We start from the raw sequence: 20,497 nt of genomic DNA on the forward strand, positions 1-20,497 counted from the left end.
TCAGTTTCCCCCTTCGAGTTCATCTTTGGTTATGTACTGTTTTTCACGCAGGTTTTCTGCGGCCGAACCGGCGGATGATATACTAAGAGCCGCTCTGGGACACGCCTCGACACTTTTGAAGGTGGCATCACAAACTTTTTCTGTGAGAAACTCATAGTAGAAGGCGTCTTTTTCAGGAGTCCATTCTCTTTCCAGCTTGATCAGGCTGCCGTCTGAGTAATGCCAGCACCAGTCACACTGAATACAGATTCCGCAGTTAAAGCATCTTCCCGCCATAAGCTGTGCGAGGTCGGCATCAACTGTTTTCACTATTTCATCAAAGTTGCCTGTTCTTTTTTCAAAAGGGAGAGTCTCTTCAATGAGTCTGCCGCTCTTTTCAAAATATTTGGTGTTAAGTGTATTGTAGAAAGCGGTTTTTCTGTCTTTATCAGTTTCAATTGTTTCACCGAGGTACTCACGCACGCTCTTCACAGTGTCCTGCGCCAGTCCCACAACACGCACAACCATGCCTGTGTTGTCTGTGGCGCCCATGGCGGCGTCACCGGTGATGAATATTTTACTCTGAACATCTTCCGGCAAATCACGGCAGATCATTCTGGGAAAATCCACAGTGAATTTTTCGCCGACGAAGAAAAGGTCGGGTTTATCGCCAATGGCAAGAACTATGCGGTCAAAGGCGTATTCCTCTGTCTCACCGTAAACAGCCACAGGCTTGGAGCGTCCGCTCTCGTCAACGGGGCCGAGCTTCATCTTCTGCACTGTGAGCTTGAGCCCTTTGCCGTCTTTTTCTATCTTAAGGGGGCTTTTAAGGAACTTAAAGCTCACACCCTCACGTTTTGTTTCTTCAACCTCGCCCTGATGAGCTGTCATTTCAGCGGATGTACGCCTGTAAACCATAGTGGGTTCAGCACCCAGACGAACAGCGCAGCGCACCACATCCATTGCGGTATAACCGCCGCCGATAACGCCTATCTTCTCGCCTTTTTTTATTCCGAGGGCGTCAAGCTGTCCGAGATTTACTTTTTTCAGGAATGCTATACCGTTTTCAACACCGTCAAGCTGTTCACCTTCTATGCCCAGTTCTCCGGGTTTGTGCGCTCCGGTGGCGACTATCACTGCGTCATAGTTTCCGGCAAGGTCTTTAAAGCTTTCTTTATTTATATTGGAGTTAGTGTGTATCACCACACCTGTCTCTTTTATAAAGGCAAGCTCTTTCTCGAAAACCTCACGGGGGTAACGGTAGGCCGGTATGCCTTCACTGAGAAGACCGCCTGCTACCTCGTGTTTTTCAAACACTTCCACACTGTAACCGCAGCGTGCAAGGAAATAAGCAGCAGAAAGCCCAGCGGGACCGGAGCCTACGATGGCGATTTTCCTGTCCTTCTTTTCTCCTGTCATTGCAGGTTTTAAGCCTTTTTCATAGCCCGCATCGGAGATGAAGCGTTCGAGCGCTTTTATATCCACAGGCTGATCATATTTCGTACGGTTGCATGCTGTTTCACAGGGGTGATCACAGAATCTGCCGCAGCCCGAACTGAATGGATTTGTTTCCTTGAGAACATAAAAAGCCTCATCAAACCTGCCTAAAGCCGTGAGGTGAAGGAATCTTGGTATATCGTTTCTGGCATAACAGCCATGATTGCCGAGATGATCACGGCTGTAACAGGGACTGAGCCTGTTAATGTAAAGCGGAAGCAGTTTCTTCAATGCTTACCTCCATAGAAAATGATGTTATGACCGTTATTAAAATAATAATCTAATGATACTTGTCAATATTACCTAACAAAAACACTATAATATAGAAAATTAAAACGATAAAGTTTTTTTTGCATATTTTGATCTCTATCAAGTTAATTATAGCGCAGAGAGCGTATTGTTTCAAAACAAAGAAAAGTCAGGATTAATATTACGGCAAAGCCGGAAAAATATATAATGAGAGGTTCAGAATGCATCAGGGATGTTCAGGAAGTTTCGACAACGGCAAACAGGTGGTAGATAAATTAAGACATATGGGTTACGGCTCAATGCCCATGCCTGCACCTATGGTTATCCGTTGCTCAAACTGCGAAGAAAGCTTCAACATGGAGACATTCGAGGCAAAATGCCCCAACTGCGACATGACATACGGAGTAACCCCCTGCCACAGCCATGATCCGGAAAGTGTTCAGGCGGCCGGGATAGACTATTAACTGAAAATCAGAAGCGGGTTTCCGCCCGGTGCGGACATCCGCCTTTCTTTATTTAATCACTTCAAGAAGCAGGTTCAGCATCCTGTAGATCTTGTCCTGCTCTTGTTCATCCATTGCAAGAATTTCCTTCATCAGTCCGTCCCACTCAGCGGGAAGCTGCCTGCCCCCTGCGGTCAGGATATAATCGCCTGCTTTATCCGTATCACCCAGAAGACAGCTCACAGGGACATCAAGCACCTCAGCCAGCCTGCAGAGTATGCCTATCCCTATTTCTCCCCCTGTGTTGTTGTTCAGAAAACGGGTAAGATGCTGATAGGAAATACCCGCCTTTTCGGTCACTTTCAATCGTGACTGTCCCGATTCGGCTATGGCTTTCAGTATGTTACCCCTGATTAAGTCGATCCTGTTCATCTTTACAGAATACAGTAATACACTGATTCAATATATTACCTTATAGGCTATATTATTTACATTTTGACTTAAAATTTTATCTTATAAGAGCTAAAAATAATTATATTTTTATCTGACAAATGCCCGCCTCCGCCAAACTCCATACAGGAAGCGGGCTTGCGATGTGCCGTCTTTTAATCAGGAGCTTTTTTATCTCTTTTCCTCAAATCTGGGTTGACTTATCGATCTCTTCATAGCAAAATAGCTCATCGGGAATCAGGGAAGTGCGGTTAAAATCCGCCGCTGCCCCCGCAACTGTGAGCCGGACGAAAGCTCCTTTTCTTTGCCACTGTCTGATGTACGGGAAGGCCGAGCAAGTAGAACGAAGGCGAGTCAGGATACCTGCCCCGGGGAATAACTGCCCATCGGAGGGATGGATGAGATTATTACACGCCAACGATACTTCTGTGCATATAATCTTCACTTATTAAGCATCCTCTCCATCGAATTACGCTTATTTTACGGAGGCTTGATTATATGCTTGAAAAAGTTATGAAACGTGACGGGCGCTTTGTGCCGTTTGATCAGGAGCGCATTGCAAACGCCATTTTCAAGGCTGCAAAATCTGTCGGCGGAACAGACAGAAATAACGCTGCAGCCCTTTCCCTTATTGTTACAAGAAAACTTACAGATGCTTACGAGCGCTACGGTTCATGCTCCGTAGAAGAGATACAGGACTACGTAGAGAAAGTTCTCATAGAGCAGGGACACGCCAAAACAGCCAAAGCTTTTATCATATACAGAAAACAGCGTGCAGACATCCGCTCCATAACTGACAGCATGGAGGGTTTTGAATCCATAGTTGAGACTTATCTCGGCGGAAGCGACTGGCGTGTGAACGAGAACAGCAACACAACCTATGCTCTTCAGGGGCTTAACAACTATATTTCATCCACTGTGACAGCAAAATACTGGCTGAATAAAATCTATCCGCCCGAAGTGCAGAAAGCACACACAGAAGGGGATTTCCATATTCACGATCTCGGTCTTCTCGCTGTGTACTGCTGCGGATGGGATCTTAAAGATCTCCTGGTGAAAGGCTTCAGAGGGGTCGCCGGCAAGGTTGAAAGCAAACCCGCCAAACACCTCCGCACAGCACTGGGACAAATAGCAAACTTCTTCTACACACTTCAGGGTGAAGCAGCGGGAGCGCAGGCTTTCGCCAACTTTGACACTTATCTTGCACCATTTGTAGCCTATGACAAACTTTCCTATAAGGAAGTTAAGCAAGCTATGCAGGAATTTGTCTTCAACCTCAACGTACCCACCAGAGTGGGTTTTCAGACGCCTTTCACCAACCTCACCATGGACTTATACGTACCATCAACCCATAAGGACGAGGCGGTTATAATCGGCGGCGAAATGATGGACAGAACCTACGGAGAGTTTCAGGAGGAGATGTTCTTGGTAAACCGTGCCTTCATGGAAGTTATGATGGAAGGCGATGCAAAAGGACGTATATTCACTTTCCCCATACCGACTTACAACGTTTCAAAAGATTTTGACTGGGAACACCCCATAGTTCAGGAGCTGATGAAGATAACTGCCAAATACGGCATTCCCTACTTTGCAAACTTCGTAAACAGCGATATGAGTCCCGAAGATGCACGCAGCATGTGCTGCCGCCTGCGTCTGGACAACAGAGAGCTTCGCAAAAGAGGCGGAGGTCTCTTCGGCGCAAACCCTCTCACTGGTTCAATCGGCGTTGTTACTATAAACCTGCCGAGAATAGGCTACACAGCAGGAAGCGAACAGGAATTTTTCAACAGGCTTTCCTCTCTTATGGAGCTTGCCAGAGACAGCCTGAGAATCAAACGCAAATCTCTGGAGAAACTGACGGAAAACGGTCTCTACCCTTATGCCCGCTTCTACCTTGAAGATATAAAAGCGAGATTCGGTCAGTTCTGGAAAAACCACTTCAACACCATCGGAATAATAGGAATGAACGAAGCAGCGCTGAACTTCATCGGCGTGGATATTATGAATAAAGAAGGGCTGGAGTTTGCAGAAAAGATCCTTAACTTCATGAGAGGCAAACTGGCGCAGTTTCAGGAAGATGACGACATGCTCTACAACCTTGAGGCAACGCCCGCCGAAGGCACTTCATACCGCCTCGCCAAGCGTGATATCAAGGATTACCCTGAAATTATTACTTCCGGTTCCCTTGAGCGTCCCTACTACACCAACTCCACACAAATTCCTGTGGAAAAGGCGAGGGATCTCTTCGCTGTTCTGGATCATCAGGACAAGCTGCAGCCTCTTTACACAGGCGGTACAGTTTTCCACGTTTTCCTCGGTGAATCAGTGGATGAACCGTCCGCAGTGGGCAAACTCTTAAAAGAGATAACATGCTGCTATAAAATACCTTATATAACAATAACACCTACATTTTCCGTATGCCCTGTACATGGCTACCTTAAAGGTAAACACCCCGAATGTCCGCTTTGTGCGGAGGAGAAAAAGGCGGCAATTTTTCAGGAACTTGAGAAACTCAAAGCCGAAGTTTAACGGCTTTTGGGCAATATAAAAACGCAAGGAGGCAGATAATGGAAAAAGCTGAGAGAATCAGAGAGCTGGAAAAGGAAATGGCAGAAGTAAAAGGCACAACTTGCGACGTTTACAGCAGAGTTGTGGGCTATCACAGCCCCACAAACCACTGGAACGAAGGTAAAAAAGAGGAATTTATAAACAGGGGGACTTTCAGAGTTTCCAAATGAGTCACACAGACTTCTTCATTGCCGGCTTTACGCCCGTCAGTCTTATAGATTATCCGGGAGAAGTGGCGGCCACTGTCTTCACCCACGGTTGCAACCTGAGGTGCAGATACTGCCACAATCCTCTTCTGGTAACAGGCCGAAAAGGGGAAAATAAGTCATCTGAGTTTTTTTCTTATATGGCTGTAAGAAATATAGGGGCCGTCGCTGTTACAGGCGGCGAGCCTCTTTTTTCAGATCACATTGCTGATTTTGTATCTTTTCTTAAGAATGACGGTGTGAAAATCAAGCTGGATACAAACGGATTTGCTCCGGCAAGGCTTCTGCCTCTTCTGGAGCAGAGGTTTGTGGACTATGCGGCGGTGGATATCAAAGGTTTCTGCGCCGAAGATATAGAGTACATGACCCGCACAGCACGCTCCACAGAGCCTTTTGTAAAAACCATTCATGCACTGAAAAACAGCGGAATACCTTTTGAACTGCGCTATACCGCATGGAAAAAGCCCGATGAGGAGTCGCTCTTCTGGCTGGCTGATTTCGCAAAAGATGTTCCTGTGGCGTTGCAGTTCCTCCAAAAATCAACCCCTCTTCTGGACAAAAGGTTTAATGTTCCCATGAGCAAGGCAGAGTTTTACTCACTTAAGGCACTGTTTGAGTCCTGTTTCTCCAAGGTTATTATCAGAGAATAACAGTTTTTTATTGTCTGAAATTCTCAAAAAATGTAAGCTTCCGAAATTTAATTCGTTTTTTTGGGGGCTTGCATGCTCGGTTTATCAGGATGGGCAGTGCCGCTTGGGTTTATACTCATGCTTGCCAGCGCTGTACTCTGTATTGTTTACGGAATAATGAACTGGAACAAAGGCTACATGACTGATGAGGAATTTCTTCAGGAACAGGAATGGGCCGAAGAGGAAAGAAAAGTTGAGGAGACGCTCTGATGGAAATGAGTCTCCCTCTTCTTACCCTCGTGGTGATCGTTTACCTCGCCATTGTGGGCGGACTAACTGTAAAGGCATATAAAGGAACAGTCAGCGCCGCAGACTACATGGTTGCCGGGCGAAAGATACACCCTTTTGTCATGGCTATGTCATACGGAGCCACATTCATCTCCACATCCGCAATTGTCGGCTTCGGCGGGGCTGCTGCGGTTTTCGGAATGAGCCTTCTCTGGCTTACTGTTCTCACCATATTTGTCGGAGTCTTCATCGCCTTCGTCTTCTTCGGCAGACGCACAAGGGTCATGGGGCTTAACCTTAACGCACATACATTCCCCGAATTTATCGGTCTTCGTTTTCAGTCCCGCACTCTTCAGGGTTTATCAGGGCTCCTTATATTTGTTTCAATGCCTCTTTACGCAAGTGTGGTTCTCATGGGCGGAGCAAAATTCATAGCGCAGATATTAAGCGTAAACTACAATGCCGCTCTGTTCTTTCTCACTGTAATTGTTGCCGTTTATGTCGTTATGGGCGGTTTGAAAGGGGTTATGTACACTGATGCTTTTCAGGGGTCTGTGATGTTTGCGGGGATGATTATTCTCCTTTTCTTCACCTACTGGAAAATGGGCGGAGTTGTGGAAGCTCATCAGAAACTTACAGATATGGCGGATATAGCAGTGAACATCTTCGGTTCTCAGGGGCACACAGGCTGGACATCCTTTCCCACCCTGGGTTCCCCGTTCTGGGTCACAGTGGTCACAACCATGGTTATGGGCGTGGGGATAGGCGTTCTGGCGCAGCCACAGCTTATTGTCCGCTTCATGACTGTTAAAAGCAACAGAGAGCTTAACCGTGCGGTGCTTATTGGCGGAATATTCGTTCTGGTGGCAGTGGGCGTGGCGTTTATAGTCGGCGCATTATCAAACGTGTATTTCTATTACATGAATGAGGACACCGCCGGAAAAATATCCCTCATAGCCGCTAACAAAAATGTTGAGGAGATTATTCCTCTCTATATAAGTAAGGCTATGCCCCAGTGGTTTACCGCTGTTTTCACAATCACCATGCTTTCCGCCGCCATGAGTACCCTCAGCTCGCAGTTTCATGCAATGGGAACATCATTAGGCAGAGATATTTATGAAAAATGGCTGGGAAAAACCGGCAACTCTGTGCTGATAACAAAAACAGGCATCCTGTTCACCATTATGCTAAGTTATTTTTTCGCATGGGGGCTGCCCCTCTTCTTTGACGGCGGCACGGCGATAATCGCAAGGGGAACGGCAATCTTCTTCGGAATATGCGCCGCTGCATTTCTGCCTTTATACTTCGGAGCTATATACTCTAAGAGAGTAACAAAATTCTCCGCATTTACAGGCTTTACAGCGGGTACGCTTATCAGCTTTTTCTGGCTGTTTTTCGTCCATGAAAAGGTTTCCGGACCCATGATGATGTGCAAGGCAGTGTTCGGAGTTGACTCCCTCGCCGCAGGCTCAATATGGTCAGCGGTCGATCCGCTTGTTATAGGTCTGCCTGCATCAGCAGTGATAACACTGGCAACAGCGTTCATAGGTAAACAGCTCCCGAAGGAGCATCTGGACAAGTGCTTTCACGGCATCGGGAAATAAACATAAATAAGGGATTTATCTGTTGACAACGGATTAAGGAAATCATAATATTTCTTTCCTTATTATACTACGCCGTGGTGGTGGAATTGGTAGACACGCAGGTTTCAGGTACCTGTGGGAGTTAATCCTGTGGGGGTTCGAGTCCCCCCCTCGGCACTATAAATAAAGGGTTTCAGCGCATCGTCCACCGAAACCCTTTTTTAGTGGAGTGACTACAAATGACTACATTGACCACGGCAAAAAAACAGACATTCGAAACCCTTCTGAACAGTTCCGAATCATTCCGAACCTTTCCCGAACCTCGCCTTCACTTCCGCCACGTGGCTTTCCCATGTTCCGGCATACTGTTTATCAAGCTGTTCCTGCCAGCTTCCATATGCACCCCTGCGGAGAGCGGCATAATGCCTGATTCGGACATCCTCAATCTCCTCTGCCGAAGGCTCATGAGCGACATTCCCGTCATCGTCATATTCCGTTAGATGCGCCGCAATTGCCCCGTTTATCTCTTCATCCGTCATTGAAGCCGCAAGCCTTTCAAGCCATTTTTCAAAAACTTCCATCATCCGCCCCCTTAAAATTTGTTGGTGTACGCACTCAACGCCCACCACTGACTACCGTGATTGCCGTATGGGATACAAAGTATCTGCGTAGCGTTAAAAGGTATTCCGTATATTTTGCCGTTCGGGGCTAAAACGCCGCCATACCATTTTGATGATCCGGTCAGATTCCCGATAAGATCGGTTGTGCCAGTCGCAGGATCAAACTCAAGTATCTGCGTAGCGCTAAAAGGTATTCCGTATATCTTCCCGTTCGGGGCTAAAACGCCGCCCATCCACTTGCTTGTGTCGCTCAGACTGCCGATAAGATTGGTTGTGCCCGTGGATGGATCAAACTCAAGGATCTGCGTAGCGTTAAGAGGTATTCCGTATATTTTGCCGTTCGGGGCTAAAACGCCGCCAACCCATTTTGATGTTTCGGTCAGATTCCCGATAAGATTGGTTGTGCCCGTGGATGGATCAAACTCAAGTATCTGCGTAGCGTTATAAGGTATTCCGTATATTTTGCCGTTCGGGGCTAAAACGCCGGCAACCCATTTGTTAGTATCACTGCTCAAACTACCGATAAGATTGGTTGTGCCTGTGGATGGATCAAACTCAAGGATCTGCGTAGCGTTAAGAGGTATTCCGTATATTTTGCCGTTCGGGGCTAAAACGCCGCCTCGCCATTTGTTAGTATCACTGCTCAAACTACCGATAAGATTGGTTGTGCCCGTGGATGGATCAAACTCAAGTATCTGCGTAGCGTTAAAAGGTATTCCGTATATTTTGCCGTTCGGGGCTAAAACGCCGCCTGCCCACTTGTTTGTGCCGCTCAGACTGCCGATAAGATTGGTTGTGCCCGTGGATGGATCAAACTCAAGTATCTGCGTAGCGCTAAAAGGTATTCCGTATATCTTCCCGTTCGGGGCTAAAACGCCGCCTGCCCACTTGTTTGTGCCGCTCAGACTGCCGAAAAGCAGTCCGCCGCCCAATGCGCCCGCAGGGTCTGTTGATGCGTAACCTTCAAGCGGGTTGGAGTACGGCGGGATAATCTGCTCAAGTGATTTGCCGCCGAGCTTTGCCGAGTCCAGCGCCTGTTCGGTTTTGCCGAGCTTGCCAGCAAGGGCAGATTCATTTGCTTCAGCCGCCGTTTTTAGATTTACAAAATTCGCATCAAATTCAGATGCCGAAAGCGGCGCACCTTTTTCATTTACTGTCGTGATATTCACTGCCATTTCTTATTCCTCCCCTATTTCTATGCTGTTCGTATATAATTAATTTTAAACGCAATGGTTATATCGCTAAATATCTGCGCACCGTTATCGGACAGCGGGTTGCAAAAAATTATAACTTCATAAAGCTCCGCATCCCAAAAATTATCAGGGAACAATTCAAGATCCAATTCGACAAGACCTAAATCTGTCATACCTGCCGGCGCTGGTGTCGGCAAAATCTCTTGTCCCTGAATAAAAATACCGTTTTCATTCACTCTTAAAACTTCATGAACAAGACCAAAAGGCTTATCCTGCCTAATTTCTAAATAAAAATCTTTACCAGCCAGCACTATAGGGCGTGACCACAGAAACGTCACCTTCTCTATTTTATCTGCCTCATTCGGCAAAAATAAAGACGGAAGCCTTACATAATCGAGTCCCGTGATATATTCTGATTTAATATAACTAGACCAGATCACACCATCCGACACTTCCAGATATTTGTCCGCTGTAATAGACCCGTTCGCTACAAGATCCATATTCAGTACCAAAACTCCATCTGACATGTTAAAAAGCGCAAATTTATCATTACCTTCCGCCGGACTTACAAACTTCACTTTATCCGCCATGAGTGCTATTTCTGATACATCCTGCGCAGGGTCTCCCAGAACCTTCAGCCCGCTTATTGCCTTGCCCGTTGCGGCGTCGACCACAGCCAACATAAACTGGCTCTCCGTCTGCTGCATCCGGCTCACAAGCCCCGTCTCACTGTCATAAACAGTTGTCTGTATCTGCCCGATTTCCGCCGTTATATCCGTGAGAGCATCGGCAATAACGTTCATATCTCCGTCATACTCTGTTTGAGCCACCCGCAACGCTATCTGCTCCGCATTTTGCAGGATTGCCGTTCCCTGCGCTATGAGAGTACTCCCCTGCTCTGTCAGCTTTAAAAGAGCCTCGTTAATGCGGGGATGAAGCGGCGGTATATCTGAAAATTCTTCCACAACTCCGGGCTCAACTATGTTTTCTTCAAGAGCCAAAACACCCGTTATTTTATTTTTAATCTCCGGAAGATTGACAACATCAGCAAAACCCGCACGCACATCATCCGGATTAGCATCACCCGCCAGAGCATCAAAAAGCTTTCCCGGATCTGCATCTGTTGAGCCATGAACACCGGAAGAAAAGCTTGAGAAAAACCCGTAAATATCATGAGTACGCACAAAATAATAATAATCATCTAATGCGCCCAAACCGCTGTCTATGTACGCATTGTTCACAGATGCGCCGACAAGATGTTTTGTGCCATCTTCTGTATCTGCCCGCCAAATCTCATAATAATCAGCATCAGCAACAGCAGCCCAACTCAATTTAACCGCAAATAAATCACCCACAGCCGCTAAATCAGCAGGTGCTGAAGGAGCAGTAATAAGAACACTTACGCCCGCCGCTTCACCATCGTTCCCCCACGGGTCTGTGGGGATGACGGTGTAATTATAACGCCCCGCCGTAAGTGCGGACGAGTCTGTGAAAACAGTGCCGTTAAACTGCTCAACCAACAGCACCGGCGGCTGAATCGGCGCAGTTGCACGGGCTCTATCTATACGATAATGAGCAACATCCGCAGAAACACCGACCCTCCAACTTAGACGGATACCCTCCGGAGTGCGCACAGCGGCTAAATTCTGCACAGCCGCAAAAGTGTTTTGTTCGCCGCCGAGAGTGATAGAATATAAAGTACGGTGCGGATAAAGAGATTCCGGAGCATTCACAACGCCGTAGTTTGTGCGACTACGGATTACAAAATAATAAGTCCGCCCGACAAGAAGCCCGCCAAGTTCAAAACGGCTGCTCTTCGTCACCCCTGCGGAACGCCAGTTCTCCGCATCTTCAGAATACAGAAGCTCATACTCTTTGACATAAACAGACGGATTGCCGCTTATTTCAACCTGCCTGAACGACACAATAACCCCACTTAAAGGGTTTTTCGGCGTGTACACTGCGAAATCTTCAGCAATAGTTATATCTGTGACAAGCGGCGGAGTGATGTTCACCGGCTGACTGCCGACAACAATTTCCCCGATTTCCGCAACGTCCCCGACCGCACCTAGTTCATATTTTTTTTGAACTTGAACTTTGCTGTATCTTTCAGAATTTATGAGCGATGTAAAATCATCTGTGTAAATACTTTCGTTATATTCTTCCAAAGTCAGCTTGAGAGAAAGCCCCTCCTCTTTCTCTATACCTATGAGTCTATAAGGTTTATTTTTAGCTTCGCCAACGCCCATAATCCACACATCGCCTTTATTTACAGTGTCGTTATGAACTATAGAGATAGAGCTTATTTCAATTGACGTCATAGCAGAATACGCCACTTTCAAAATTTCGCCGTCTGCCCGCCGGACCTTGAAAACAACCTGTTCACCCGCAGCAACCGAGACAGGCACATCAAGAGTCAGCAAATTCCCGTCTACAGCCTTCACACGCCCGCCGTAACCATATTGCGGGGTATCATGCTGAAATTCGATTATATCGCCTATTTCCGCCACGACAGCATCAAGCCCTGCGGAAAATTCCAGAGCCTTCTTTTTTGACTTTGCTTTCCGCAGTGCGAAAGCAATTTCTCTTTTTACTTGTGCTTTGTCTGTGAAACCGTAGAGCTGAATAGTGGTACTATTAACCGGCTCTGCTATTCTGTCAGCATCAAAAACGCTGACCATTTGCTGTTCATAATCGCTTGATTCATCAAGATATTGCGCCTCAAGCTGATTCGGAATACTACCGAAATCGGCATATGATTCCGAATAGCTGTCTTCAATAATATTCCCCATGCTGAAAATCTGCGAAACTTCAGCCGGACGATCAATCACGATACGCAGCTTGTCACCGCTCCAAATACCCGTTGCTCTGCATGAGCCGAGGATTTTTTGTATCATCTCTGTGAGACGAAACTCTTTATCAATAACAAGGTTCATTTCAAACCTTTTCTGATAAACCAAATCACCGTTATCATCGGTGTAATAGACCTGTTCATCACAGAAATCTGCAAATTCCTGAAAAGATTCCAAGTCTATCTGATCAGCATCCAGAAACCGCCCCGCTCCGTAGCGTGTGTTTGTGAGCAGATCATAAAGTATATTCGCCGGATTTGAGCTTGAAAAAGATTCAGCGTCTAAATCCCGCACATCTTTTATCAGTCTGCCTGAAATTACAGTTGTGACCGAAGGAGTAGAACCGCTTATCGAGTCCGTAGCACGCACACGCAGAGCTAACAGAGCCGTGTTATCATACGCCACATCAACAGACTGGATTTCAACAACACGGGAAAAGTACGAGTCCGCCGCATTTTTTGTATCCCCATCAGACACATCCGCAGTCAGACGTGTAACCCTGATCACCCGGCGGGCAGTCGAATTAAAATTAAGCCGATAACTAAAAATAACTTCAGCTCTTGTTGCCGCCGTGCATATAAACTCTGTGTCTCCGTCCTCCGGGTCAACAGCAGTAACCCAGTTTTCAGATTCATCATACAGCCGATACTCAATAATAAACTTTACAGACTTATTTTTAAGATTTCCTTTATCATCAAGGTTATAAAGCGCAGGAAACGCAACAGAAACAACAGCAGAATCGCACACATCAACAGTTGTAAAAGACTGACTATTGTTATACGTGATCTTCTTTCCGCTTATTGCCGTGTCTCTCCGGATATCCGAAAAACCCTTTATCGGCGTCTGATCAGCAGAACCGAGGCGGGACGCAAGATAATATATTCCGCCTTTTCTTGTGTATGAAACACGAACTATCTTTTCCCCTCCTAACGAAACTAAATCACCGTCTTTTCTTAATTCTGCACGACAATTAACAACCCATCCCGTATCTGCAAAAGGTAAATCTATAGACACTTTGAAATTCCGATTAGACTTATCACCGTCTCCGCTGCACAAAACAACTTTTTTAGTTGAACTGCCGAAAGTAAAATAAAGCGTCAACTTAAACGATGAACTAGAAACAACCGGCTTTCCCTCATCGTTTATAATAATCTCCTGCCGGAAAAGTTTATCAGGCACAAAAACGCTAACGTTTATCTTATCAACAGAATATACCGCAAAATCATTGTTAGCATTAAATATTTCCTGCTGCTCTGCTGATAAAATAATATTCTTTTCAACTGATTCAACATAAGACGCATCAGCGAAATCACTTAAAAAAGTGTCGTTCACCTTAACTGTCTCTTCGCCTATTCCGCCGATTTCACCTTCAGACAAGCCGATAAGATAATTCAAGTATTGCCCCGTCTGTTTGCCGGATTCCGCATCTCCGTCAATAAACCCGCTGATTATCACCCCGCCAACTCTATGACGCCCATAGACAACAGGAACAACATTCCCCTCGCCGACAATATTCTCGATTCCGCCCCAGTTATACGTCCGGCTGTCCTCATAATCATTGCGCAGGGTGTTGCCGGGTATGCTCGGCGTAAAAAGCCCCAAAGCCCCGATAGCCCCGGTTGCGAGCATCGACCCGCCGAAGGCATAAGCATATACAGCCCAGCTTGCGCCACCGCTCAAAAAACCCGCCGCTATCGCCGCCGTGCCGAGAACTATATTAAAAAGATTTCCATCACCCTGAATATCATTTATAAAAATAACTTCATCACGGGGATTAACCCGCCTTTCCCATTCAACCCTTTTTCCGTTTATAACGGGGTAAAAATCACCTGCGGTAAAGTCTGTGCAATGCTCAGAAAACAGATCAAAAACTGAAACAGGCTCATATTGAACTTCTTTTTCTATACGATTCCGTTTTTCAAAAACGTTCGGGATAACCTTAATTTTTACGATAAAATCCATGAATACGCCTCCCCCATCTGCGTAAATGACTTGTATAAACTCCATGCGGCTGCATAGAGTGAATAAACTGAAAACGGTTGATAACAATACCGATATGCCCCGGTACTTCCCCACTGTTGCAAATCAACACAAAATCGCCGGGCAAGGGCTTTTCTACCCGCTCAAACCCTTCGTGCATATTTTCTGCTATTAACGCCGCTGTTTCGTCCTCCGCATACTTTGCATCGGGCAAATCAACGCCGTACACCTCTTTATAAAAAAGCACACACAGCCCCCAGCAATCCACCCCTGCCCGGCTTCGCCCGCCGTGAGCATAGGGTATTCCGAGAAAACTAGCGCACATAGACATGAGCTTTCACCAACGCCGGAAATCCGCCGAAATTCTGATTATTTCCCTTTGCTATGCAATCATCAAAAAGCTTTGTGCATGTGCTGTCAGTTCCCGCATATTTGCAGTTAGAATCACGAAACTGATTGTAACAAAAATTTGAGTAAACTTTCCGCCCCGGCACTGTCACACCGAGAACATCAACCCCAACGCCGAGGGTAAAAATAGCCTGTTTCTTAGAAACTTTTGCAGATTTAATACGATATGTGTACACAACAGAGCCCTTGATAACGTCTTCCGCATCCGCAAATACTTCACGTATCTTTACCGCCCGCCCCATCATTTCATACTGTTCCAGATAATATTGCATGAGTCTGTCAAGATTTCCGGTAGTCAGAGTGACGTCATTCAGCTTTCCGTCAGAGCTATATGTTATCCCGCTACTCTGCACTGCCGCCGGAGCATAAACCACGCCGTTGTAAATGGTTTCCTCTTTAATATCCGTAAGATACAGAGCATCCGCATCTGTATAATAAACATCATACAACGTAAACCGTTTAACTATTGATGAATAAAGAACAGAGTTATCGCCGATATTACGCATTAGGGTCTTCCTTGATTTTCACTGTCAGATTAAAGCTTTTTGCGTTATTATGCGTAAAATTAAGCTTGTCTTCCGCAAATAAACATTGATAAGTCACACCGTTATTGTGATTCACAAACCAAAATGGCTTCAGCCCGCCTTTTCTGTCTTCAAAAAAAGCTTCAAGCAAGTCTTTCTCAGCAGTCGTTAAGTGTACATGCCGCAGCGTAAACGCTTTTTTCCCACTGTCCCACGCTGCGGAACGCTGTTCATAACCCCTTCCGAATGTTACAGATTCCGTCTTAAACTCTATAGTCGTGTCTTCTATTGCGTTCGGTTTTTTTGGGTATGTATCCATAAATCACCTACACATATCTTTTAATCGCTTTGCGAACTTCGCCATTATTAGCAATGTTTTCTACCATTGTTGATACAATCTGCTTTTTCATTTCCGGCAGTGCTTTCAGCACCCCTTTTTCATCACTGCCATTTATCGTTATTCCGCCCATGTTTATAGTCACCCCGCCGCCGAATTTTCCTTTTTTAAACATCTGCGTTGTACTTTCGTCTATTATTGACTCACCCGCCTTTGCATAGTACGTGCCCGTTTCCGGCAGATCAAACCACCCGTCATGCGCCTGCCCCACGAGCCCGCCAAGCAGTGTTCCCGCTGCTATAGAACCAAACAAAGCCGCCCCCGCAAAAGCCCCTGTTGATGCCACTTGCGCCGCCGCCGCAGACATTTTATACTGCCCCGCCAGAGCCACGTTAGCCGGGTTCACAGATGCCGCTGTGTAAACACCGGCTATATACTGTTGATAAAGTCCCTCTATAGTCAGAGACATTGCTTTTTGCACTGCCTCAGTTTTCACCACGTCATAAATGTTCTTAAAGAGATCATCCACGGCAAACTTGCCCGTTTCACTCAAAACAATCACACTTTCCGCAAGCTCCGCAGTTACGCCGCTCATAACATCTTTAACCGCAGATGCCACCACAAGCTGACTATCAAGCTCACGCTGAAAAGTTGCTGTAGCCTCCGTCATTGCTTCCGCAGTGTTGATTATTTCATATTGCAACGCCTTCCACTCGTCCGCCGCCGCTATGATACGTTCATCCCCCATTGCCTGCATAACCATATCTTCATACTCAAATTCAACCTGTATGCGCTGTTTGCTCTTGTAGTCCGTTGCTCCGTTGATAAAAAGCTGACGTTCCGCCTCTTTGATTTTATCCATGATCGTCATGCCAAGTTTATCCGCTTCCTGCTCCTGCCCCCAGTTCGTTGCGCCACGGTCTATATCATATGTATCTTCCCGCCCCACCTGTTTAGCCAGTTCGATAGCCGCCCGTTTCTGCTCATTGTTCTTACGCAGTGTTTCCGTTGCTTTCGCTGTTTCAAGACTCACAGAGAGCCACTTATCAGCCAGATTTTTTAAAACAGCGGTAGACTTGTCCATATCATCATACTCAGCTTTGATGCGCATTACCGCCGCTGCATAGCCATCAAGCCCCACCTGCATTTTTGCCAACTGTGCTGCACTAAGGAGCTTTTCAAGCTTCTCCTGCGCTTTCGGGTCTGTGTATTGCGGAGTAGTGATATACGATGCCGCAAGAGCTTTTATTCTTTTAACATCAGCCTCATAGGCTTCTTGCGCTGCCTTCTCCGCAGCCTCATAACCTTTTTCAAGTTCATCAAGCCCGCTGACACCGCCATTTAGCAAAGCGTTTAATTCTTCCGCATTTGCGTTTATATATTCCTGCCAACTGATTAACCCTTCGCTTGCTGCCAAAGCACCCTGCAATGAACTTGAAACATTTTGCCCACGTTGCCAAACCCACTGAACACTCTGAACACCTAAATCATTTAAGTCTTTAAAATACTTACCCCAGAACTTAACCCCTTCCCACGATTCCGCCGCAGTTGTCATAAGCATATTCTTTGATTCATCAGAAACATTCTGCATTTCTGCACGAAAACGGGCAAATTTGTCTGCCGCAGAATCAACTTCCCCGCCGAGCATCGGCAATTTTTCCTGCATCTGCCGCATAGCTTCAGCCAGAAGAATTTGCCTTTTTTCAGTGTCTGTCAGCTCACGCCCGTACTCTTCTGTTTTCTGCTTCATAAGTTCTGTCTGACTTATGATAATCCCTGCATCATCAAGCAACTGTGTTGATCCACGGGTCAAACCAGTGAATATTGTTGATGTGAGCTGACCAAAATCTTTCCCTGTCTGCTTTGAGTACGCCCGCAAATACGAAAGCGCAGTAGTGATCATTTGCGGGTTCATTCCGGCAATCAGAGCCTGATTCGCAACAGTCATCATCTGCAAATCGCTCATTGTGCCCCGAACAGCTTTACGCATATCGCCAAGCAAAATTTCAGAAACAATGTTCGCTGATCTTGAAATTCGGTCAAACCCTGTGCTTATCTCGCTTATGCGTGCGCCTTCTTCAAGCGTACTCCAGAGTTCTTCGGAAGCACCTTTTACAATCCCCAGAACATTACGCATACCCTCAAAGCTCTGGTTTATCCGTACCGATTCTTTATAGAGTTTTCCGGCGGCGTTCTCTATCTTGCGAAAACCTGTTACCGCTCCGCTTGAATCACTCGTAAATTTAAACTGCGTTTCCCGTGTGTTCTTATTCATCTGAAACCCTTCCGAACCCTTTCAAACTGTTCCGAACCTTTCAGAACCATTTCAAATCCTTTTCTTTTTCCTTGCGGGCTTTTATAGCCGCTTCGATTGCGGCGTCCATTTCCTGTTTCTCAGTGTCGTTCACAACGTTGTAAAGTGCGGTCTGCATCTCTTCCAAAATCTCTTTTGTTGCGTTTGCACATTTTATCCGGCGGAAATCCTCGGTAATGGCGATATAACCTATCTGCCTGTAAAGCCTAAAAAAATGACCGAGCGGAAGCATGTTCAACTCGGTCACCGTAAGTCCGTAAAAACGGAGCAGCGAAGCATAAACAAAGTCATACTCATATTCGTCCGCTTGTTTTTCTATTGCCCGCTGTCCGTCTCCAAGTTCTCCGCCGTCTGCTCCCCCGCTGTTATAATCTCCGGATCAAACCCCTGCGCTATAAGCATCAGCGCATCAAGCATCCCGTTATCACACTTCGCTATAACAGCCGCCGGAAGCCCGCATGTTTCGAGCAGTTCCGCATATTTCGCACGTATAGCCATGAGCGAAGGCTTTTCCTTAAAAAATTCCTGAAGCTCAAGTGAACGCACATGCGCAAGCCCGCTTAATTCAAACTGCTGTCCGTCTATCTCAATGGGCGTTTTCAGGGAAAAACTGTTTACGTTTATAACCTTAGCCATGCAACTACTCCGCCGTTACGTCAGGATCACCGAAACGGTAAAGTCTGTCTGACGTGTCAGATTCCGGAAGAGCGAGAAATGTCACTTCAAACACGCTCATTTCCCCTTTAGTATATTTACGATTTACATTTTCGATTTTCGGAGCTGCTTTAAAAACAACCAAGCAATCATCAAGCACGCCGGATTTCGGCACAAGCTTCAGCACAGCAGCTTTGCTTGATATTTTCGCACCCGTAGCGTCATAAACATCCACAGCCGTTTTTTCCGCATCAACAGAGTCTGTCACAAGCTGCGCACCGTACAGCATCGCCACAAGGTCTTCTTTTGTGTATGCCACCATCGGCACTTTTACCGTTACGGTTGACTTGTCTACTTCCGAGTCAATTGGCATCGAGAGCTGATCAACTTCCGTATCTGCGTACTCTATGTTATGTACAAATTCCACTCCGCCGGCAGTGTACCCCAGTTCACGGGTCCCGAATGTCACTTCGCACGCACCAAGCTTTTTAACTGTTCTTGTCTCAGGCATTTCTAATCCTCCCACATATCCGTTTCATAGTCGGCATCCAGAAAAACCGTAGCCGCCCCAACCTTTTCAGTTCCGAAAACAACTTCGATGTTATCACCCTTGGGCGTCAACATCCCGGTTGCCCCGCCCAGTGTTTCATCATTGCCGATAATTTTATACATCTCCGAAAGCCCTGTCCGAAGCCTCTGGCGCAGGTCTGCCCCGCCTTCAAGCAGCAGAGTAACCGCCACTGCCGTTTTCCGCTCCTGAAAGTCCGCCTCCGTTACCTGACATTCACCGTCTTTTATCACTACAAGCGGGTATTCCTTCGGGTCATAATCCCGCCCCTCGTCTTCTTTCACTGCCCGTACTGTCAGGCTGTAGCCGTTTACTTCGGTATAGCCCGTCAAAGCAGTTTTAAGAGCGTCTATTATTTCCTGCCTTTTGCTCACGGCGCATCCTCACTGATATAAAGCAGGGTTATTGAATCCTGCTCTTCTACCCCGGCGATGTAACACACATCCCCACGGAAGCTTACTTCAGTGCCGATTTCGGCATCCGCCACATCCGCAGGCACGCATACTAAGTGCGGCTCTATCACAACAGAGCGACCGAGATCAAAATCATGCTCCGTCCGCTCCGCAAAATACAGCACCGGGACGGGTTCACCGCCACCGATCACCGCCGTTTCTTCCGACATAGTGTCAAGCATCACCCGCATATCATCTGCGCTGATCAGACTCATTTTTCCCTCAAATTCATAAATATTTCCGTTTTTTTATCGCTGTCATTGCTTGATCCGAAAAAGAACTGGATAATAGCGGCAACAATAGTACCGAGAAGAAACCCGACAACAGTATCAGCAAGCCTGATATTTTCCGGCGGAATCGGACAAAAAATCAATGCCGGAATCAACACAAACGCAAACAAAGACCACGCCAGAGCCAGATAATACACAAACCTTTTTGAAAAAAGGTCAGTTTGCATAAGTGCGGTTCTCTGCATTTCCCGTGCATCTGCTTTATCGCCGAACATCAGCGCATCAAGCTGTTTTGATTTTTCCGCTTCGATTCTGCGAAGCTCCGCCGCACCGGCTTCACCCTTTTCAAGCAAAGCCCCTATATCTATACCGAGCTTGTCTTTTACAACGTCAAGTCCTTTATCTTTCACGACATTGTAAAGCTTCGTCAGCCCCAAACCTGCGAGAGTTTCCAAAATCATAAAACCCTCCCC

General features: G+C 46.5%; 20 protein-coding genes, 1 tRNA gene, 1 pseudogene and 1 riboswitch. Of the genes and pseudogenes, 7 read left to right on the top strand and 15 right to left on the bottom strand.

Features of this window, described 5'->3' with window-relative positions; translation table 11 throughout:
* Entirely contained in the window at window positions 1–1,707 is a 1,707-nt protein-coding gene (locus tag ACYRYY_RS06240; RefSeq protein ID WP_460214749.1) for an FAD-dependent oxidoreductase, read from the bottom strand.
* Between the two features lie 239 nt (window positions 1,708–1,946).
* On the opposite strand from ACYRYY_RS06240, the gene ACYRYY_RS06245 reads away from it, so the two are divergent.
* Window positions 1,947–2,189 carry a hypothetical protein gene (locus ACYRYY_RS06245; protein WP_460214750.1) on the top strand — a complete coding sequence of 81 codons (243 nt, stop codon included), beginning with the start codon at window positions 1,947–1,949 and terminating at the stop codon, window positions 2,187–2,189.
* A gap of 48 nt (window positions 2,190–2,237) precedes the next feature.
* On the opposite strand, the gene ACYRYY_RS06250 is transcribed toward ACYRYY_RS06245, so the two are convergent.
* Entirely contained in the window at window positions 2,238–2,600 is a 363-nt protein-coding gene (locus ACYRYY_RS06250) for a helix-turn-helix domain-containing protein (RefSeq protein ID WP_460214751.1), read from the bottom strand.
* A gap of 193 nt (window positions 2,601–2,793) precedes the next feature.
* Window positions 2,794–3,003: riboswitch (cobalamin riboswitch) on the top strand.
* 113 nt (window positions 3,004–3,116) lie between these two features.
* Here ACYRYY_RS06250 and ACYRYY_RS06255 point away from each other — a divergent pair.
* The 6 genes and pseudogenes from ACYRYY_RS06255 to ACYRYY_RS06280 all read left to right on the top strand — a co-directional run bounded on the left by ACYRYY_RS06255 (window position 3,117) and on the right by ACYRYY_RS06280 (window position 8,069).
* Complete coding sequence (locus ACYRYY_RS06255) at window positions 3,117–5,147, top strand: ribonucleoside triphosphate reductase (RefSeq protein WP_460214752.1); 2,031 nt, start codon at window positions 3,117–3,119, stop codon at window positions 5,145–5,147.
* Between the two features lie 101 nt (window positions 5,148–5,248).
* Window positions 5,249–5,356 (top strand): annotated as a pseudogene (nrdD, locus tag ACYRYY_RS06260) (anaerobic ribonucleoside-triphosphate reductase); the annotation flags it as partial.
* The gene (locus ACYRYY_RS06265) at window positions 5,353–6,042 is read left to right on the top strand and encodes an anaerobic ribonucleoside-triphosphate reductase activating protein (RefSeq protein WP_460214753.1); all 690 of its coding nucleotides are present in this window, start codon (window positions 5,353–5,355) and stop codon (window positions 6,040–6,042) included. The pseudogene nrdD and the gene ACYRYY_RS06265, both read left to right, overlap by 4 nt.
* Window positions 6,043–6,114: 72 nt before the next feature.
* Window positions 6,115–6,291, top strand: coding sequence for a symporter small accessory protein (locus tag ACYRYY_RS06270; RefSeq protein WP_460214754.1), 177 nt, complete (start codon window positions 6,115–6,117; stop codon window positions 6,289–6,291).
* Between the two features lie 5 nt (window positions 6,292–6,296).
* On the top strand, window positions 6,297–7,913 hold the full coding sequence (locus ACYRYY_RS06275) for a sodium:solute symporter family protein (protein ID WP_460216463.1): 1,617 nt from the start codon (window positions 6,297–6,299) through the stop codon (window positions 7,911–7,913).
* Between the two features lie 71 nt (window positions 7,914–7,984).
* Window positions 7,985–8,069, top strand: a tRNA-Leu gene (locus ACYRYY_RS06280).
* A 122-nt stretch (window positions 8,070–8,191) separates the two neighbouring features.
* Here the strand turns inward: ACYRYY_RS06280 and ACYRYY_RS06285 are convergent.
* From ACYRYY_RS06285 to ACYRYY_RS06345, 13 genes are all read right to left on the bottom strand, one after another.
* Window positions 8,192–8,476: a hypothetical protein gene (locus tag ACYRYY_RS06285; protein ID WP_460214755.1), complete on the bottom strand. Its 285-nt coding sequence runs from the start codon at window positions 8,474–8,476 to the stop codon at window positions 8,192–8,194.
* An 8-nt stretch (window positions 8,477–8,484) separates the two neighbouring features.
* Window positions 8,485–9,687, bottom strand: a complete 1,203-nt coding sequence (locus ACYRYY_RS06290; protein ID WP_460214756.1) for a Kelch repeat-containing protein — start codon at window positions 9,685–9,687, stop codon at window positions 8,485–8,487.
* Between the two features lie 20 nt (window positions 9,688–9,707).
* Entirely contained in the window at window positions 9,708–14,519 is a 4,812-nt protein-coding gene (locus tag ACYRYY_RS06295; RefSeq protein ID WP_460214757.1) for a host specificity factor TipJ family phage tail protein, read from the bottom strand.
* The gene (locus tag ACYRYY_RS06300; protein ID WP_460214758.1) at window positions 14,497–14,868 is read right to left on the bottom strand and encodes a C40 family peptidase; all 372 of its coding nucleotides are present in this window, start codon (window positions 14,866–14,868) and stop codon (window positions 14,497–14,499) included. Before ACYRYY_RS06300 ends, ACYRYY_RS06295 begins: the two co-directional genes overlap by 23 nt.
* Window positions 14,852–15,451, bottom strand: a complete 600-nt coding sequence (locus ACYRYY_RS06305) for a phage minor tail protein L (RefSeq protein WP_460214759.1) — start codon at window positions 15,449–15,451, stop codon at window positions 14,852–14,854. Before ACYRYY_RS06305 ends, ACYRYY_RS06300 begins: the two co-directional genes overlap by 17 nt.
* Window positions 15,444–15,788, bottom strand: a complete 345-nt coding sequence (locus tag ACYRYY_RS06310; RefSeq protein WP_460214760.1) for a DUF2460 domain-containing protein — start codon at window positions 15,786–15,788, stop codon at window positions 15,444–15,446. Before ACYRYY_RS06310 ends, ACYRYY_RS06305 begins: the two co-directional genes overlap by 8 nt.
* A gap of 7 nt (window positions 15,789–15,795) precedes the next feature.
* Window positions 15,796–18,081, bottom strand: coding sequence for a hypothetical protein (locus ACYRYY_RS06315; protein ID WP_460214761.1), 2,286 nt, complete (start codon window positions 18,079–18,081; stop codon window positions 15,796–15,798).
* A gap of 40 nt (window positions 18,082–18,121) precedes the next feature.
* Window positions 18,122–18,358, bottom strand: coding sequence for a hypothetical protein (locus ACYRYY_RS06320; protein ID WP_460214762.1), 237 nt, complete (start codon window positions 18,356–18,358; stop codon window positions 18,122–18,124).
* Between the two features lie 77 nt (window positions 18,359–18,435).
* Entirely contained in the window at window positions 18,436–18,756 is a 321-nt protein-coding gene (locus ACYRYY_RS06325) for a hypothetical protein (protein WP_460214763.1), read from the bottom strand.
* A 4-nt stretch (window positions 18,757–18,760) separates the two neighbouring features.
* Complete coding sequence (locus ACYRYY_RS06330) at window positions 18,761–19,285, bottom strand: hypothetical protein (RefSeq protein ID WP_460214764.1); 525 nt, start codon at window positions 19,283–19,285, stop codon at window positions 18,761–18,763.
* A gap of 2 nt (window positions 19,286–19,287) precedes the next feature.
* The gene (locus tag ACYRYY_RS06335; protein ID WP_460214765.1) at window positions 19,288–19,716 is read right to left on the bottom strand and encodes a hypothetical protein; all 429 of its coding nucleotides are present in this window, start codon (window positions 19,714–19,716) and stop codon (window positions 19,288–19,290) included.
* Window positions 19,713–20,009, bottom strand: a complete 297-nt coding sequence (locus ACYRYY_RS06340; RefSeq protein ID WP_460214766.1) for a hypothetical protein — start codon at window positions 20,007–20,009, stop codon at window positions 19,713–19,715. The genes ACYRYY_RS06335 and ACYRYY_RS06340 overlap by 4 nt, the downstream gene beginning before the upstream one ends.
* Window positions 20,006–20,485 carry a hypothetical protein gene (locus ACYRYY_RS06345; protein WP_460214767.1) on the bottom strand — a complete coding sequence of 160 codons (480 nt, stop codon included), beginning with the start codon at window positions 20,483–20,485 and terminating at the stop codon, window positions 20,006–20,008. Before ACYRYY_RS06345 ends, ACYRYY_RS06340 begins: the two co-directional genes overlap by 4 nt.
* Window positions 20,486–20,497: the final 12 nt, after the last annotated feature.

Source organism: Geovibrio sp. ADMFC3, from assembly GCF_054687035.1.

Coding starts and splice junctions, on each gene's coding strand:
- ACYRYY_RS06245 (WP_460214750.1), top strand. CDS start 1,947: ATGCATCAGGGATGTTCAGGAAGTTTCGACAACGGCAAACAGGTGGTA.
- ACYRYY_RS06250 (WP_460214751.1), bottom strand. CDS start 2,600: ATGAACAGGATCGACTTAATCAGGGGTAACATACTGAAAGCCATAGCC.
- ACYRYY_RS06255 (WP_460214752.1), top strand. CDS start 3,117: ATGCTTGAAAAAGTTATGAAACGTGACGGGCGCTTTGTGCCGTTTGAT.
- ACYRYY_RS06265 (WP_460214753.1), top strand. CDS start 5,353: ATGAGTCACACAGACTTCTTCATTGCCGGCTTTACGCCCGTCAGTCTT.
- ACYRYY_RS06270 (WP_460214754.1), top strand. CDS start 6,115: ATGCTCGGTTTATCAGGATGGGCAGTGCCGCTTGGGTTTATACTCATG.
- ACYRYY_RS06275 (WP_460216463.1), top strand. CDS start 6,297: ATGAGTCTCCCTCTTCTTACCCTCGTGGTGATCGTTTACCTCGCCATT.
- ACYRYY_RS06285 (WP_460214755.1), bottom strand. CDS start 8,476: ATGATGGAAGTTTTTGAAAAATGGCTTGAAAGGCTTGCGGCTTCAATG.
- ACYRYY_RS06290 (WP_460214756.1), bottom strand. CDS start 9,687: ATGGCAGTGAATATCACGACAGTAAATGAAAAAGGTGCGCCGCTTTCG.
- ACYRYY_RS06295 (WP_460214757.1), bottom strand. CDS start 14,519: ATGGATTTTATCGTAAAAATTAAGGTTATCCCGAACGTTTTTGAAAAA.
- ACYRYY_RS06300 (WP_460214758.1), bottom strand. CDS start 14,868: ATGTCTATGTGCGCTAGTTTTCTCGGAATACCCTATGCTCACGGCGGG.
- ACYRYY_RS06305 (WP_460214759.1), bottom strand. CDS start 15,451: ATGCGTAATATCGGCGATAACTCTGTTCTTTATTCATCAATAGTTAAA.
- ACYRYY_RS06310 (WP_460214760.1), bottom strand. CDS start 15,788: ATGGATACATACCCAAAAAAACCGAACGCAATAGAAGACACGACTATA.
- ACYRYY_RS06315 (WP_460214761.1), bottom strand. CDS start 18,081: ATGAATAAGAACACACGGGAAACGCAGTTTAAATTTACGAGTGATTCA.
- ACYRYY_RS06325 (WP_460214763.1), bottom strand. CDS start 18,756: ATGGCTAAGGTTATAAACGTAAACAGTTTTTCCCTGAAAACGCCCATT.
- ACYRYY_RS06330 (WP_460214764.1), bottom strand. CDS start 19,285: ATGCCTGAGACAAGAACAGTTAAAAAGCTTGGTGCGTGCGAAGTGACA.
- ACYRYY_RS06340 (WP_460214766.1), bottom strand. CDS start 20,009: ATGAGTCTGATCAGCGCAGATGATATGCGGGTGATGCTTGACACTATG.
- ACYRYY_RS06345 (WP_460214767.1), bottom strand. CDS start 20,485: ATGATTTTGGAAACTCTCGCAGGTTTGGGGCTGACGAAGCTTTACAAT.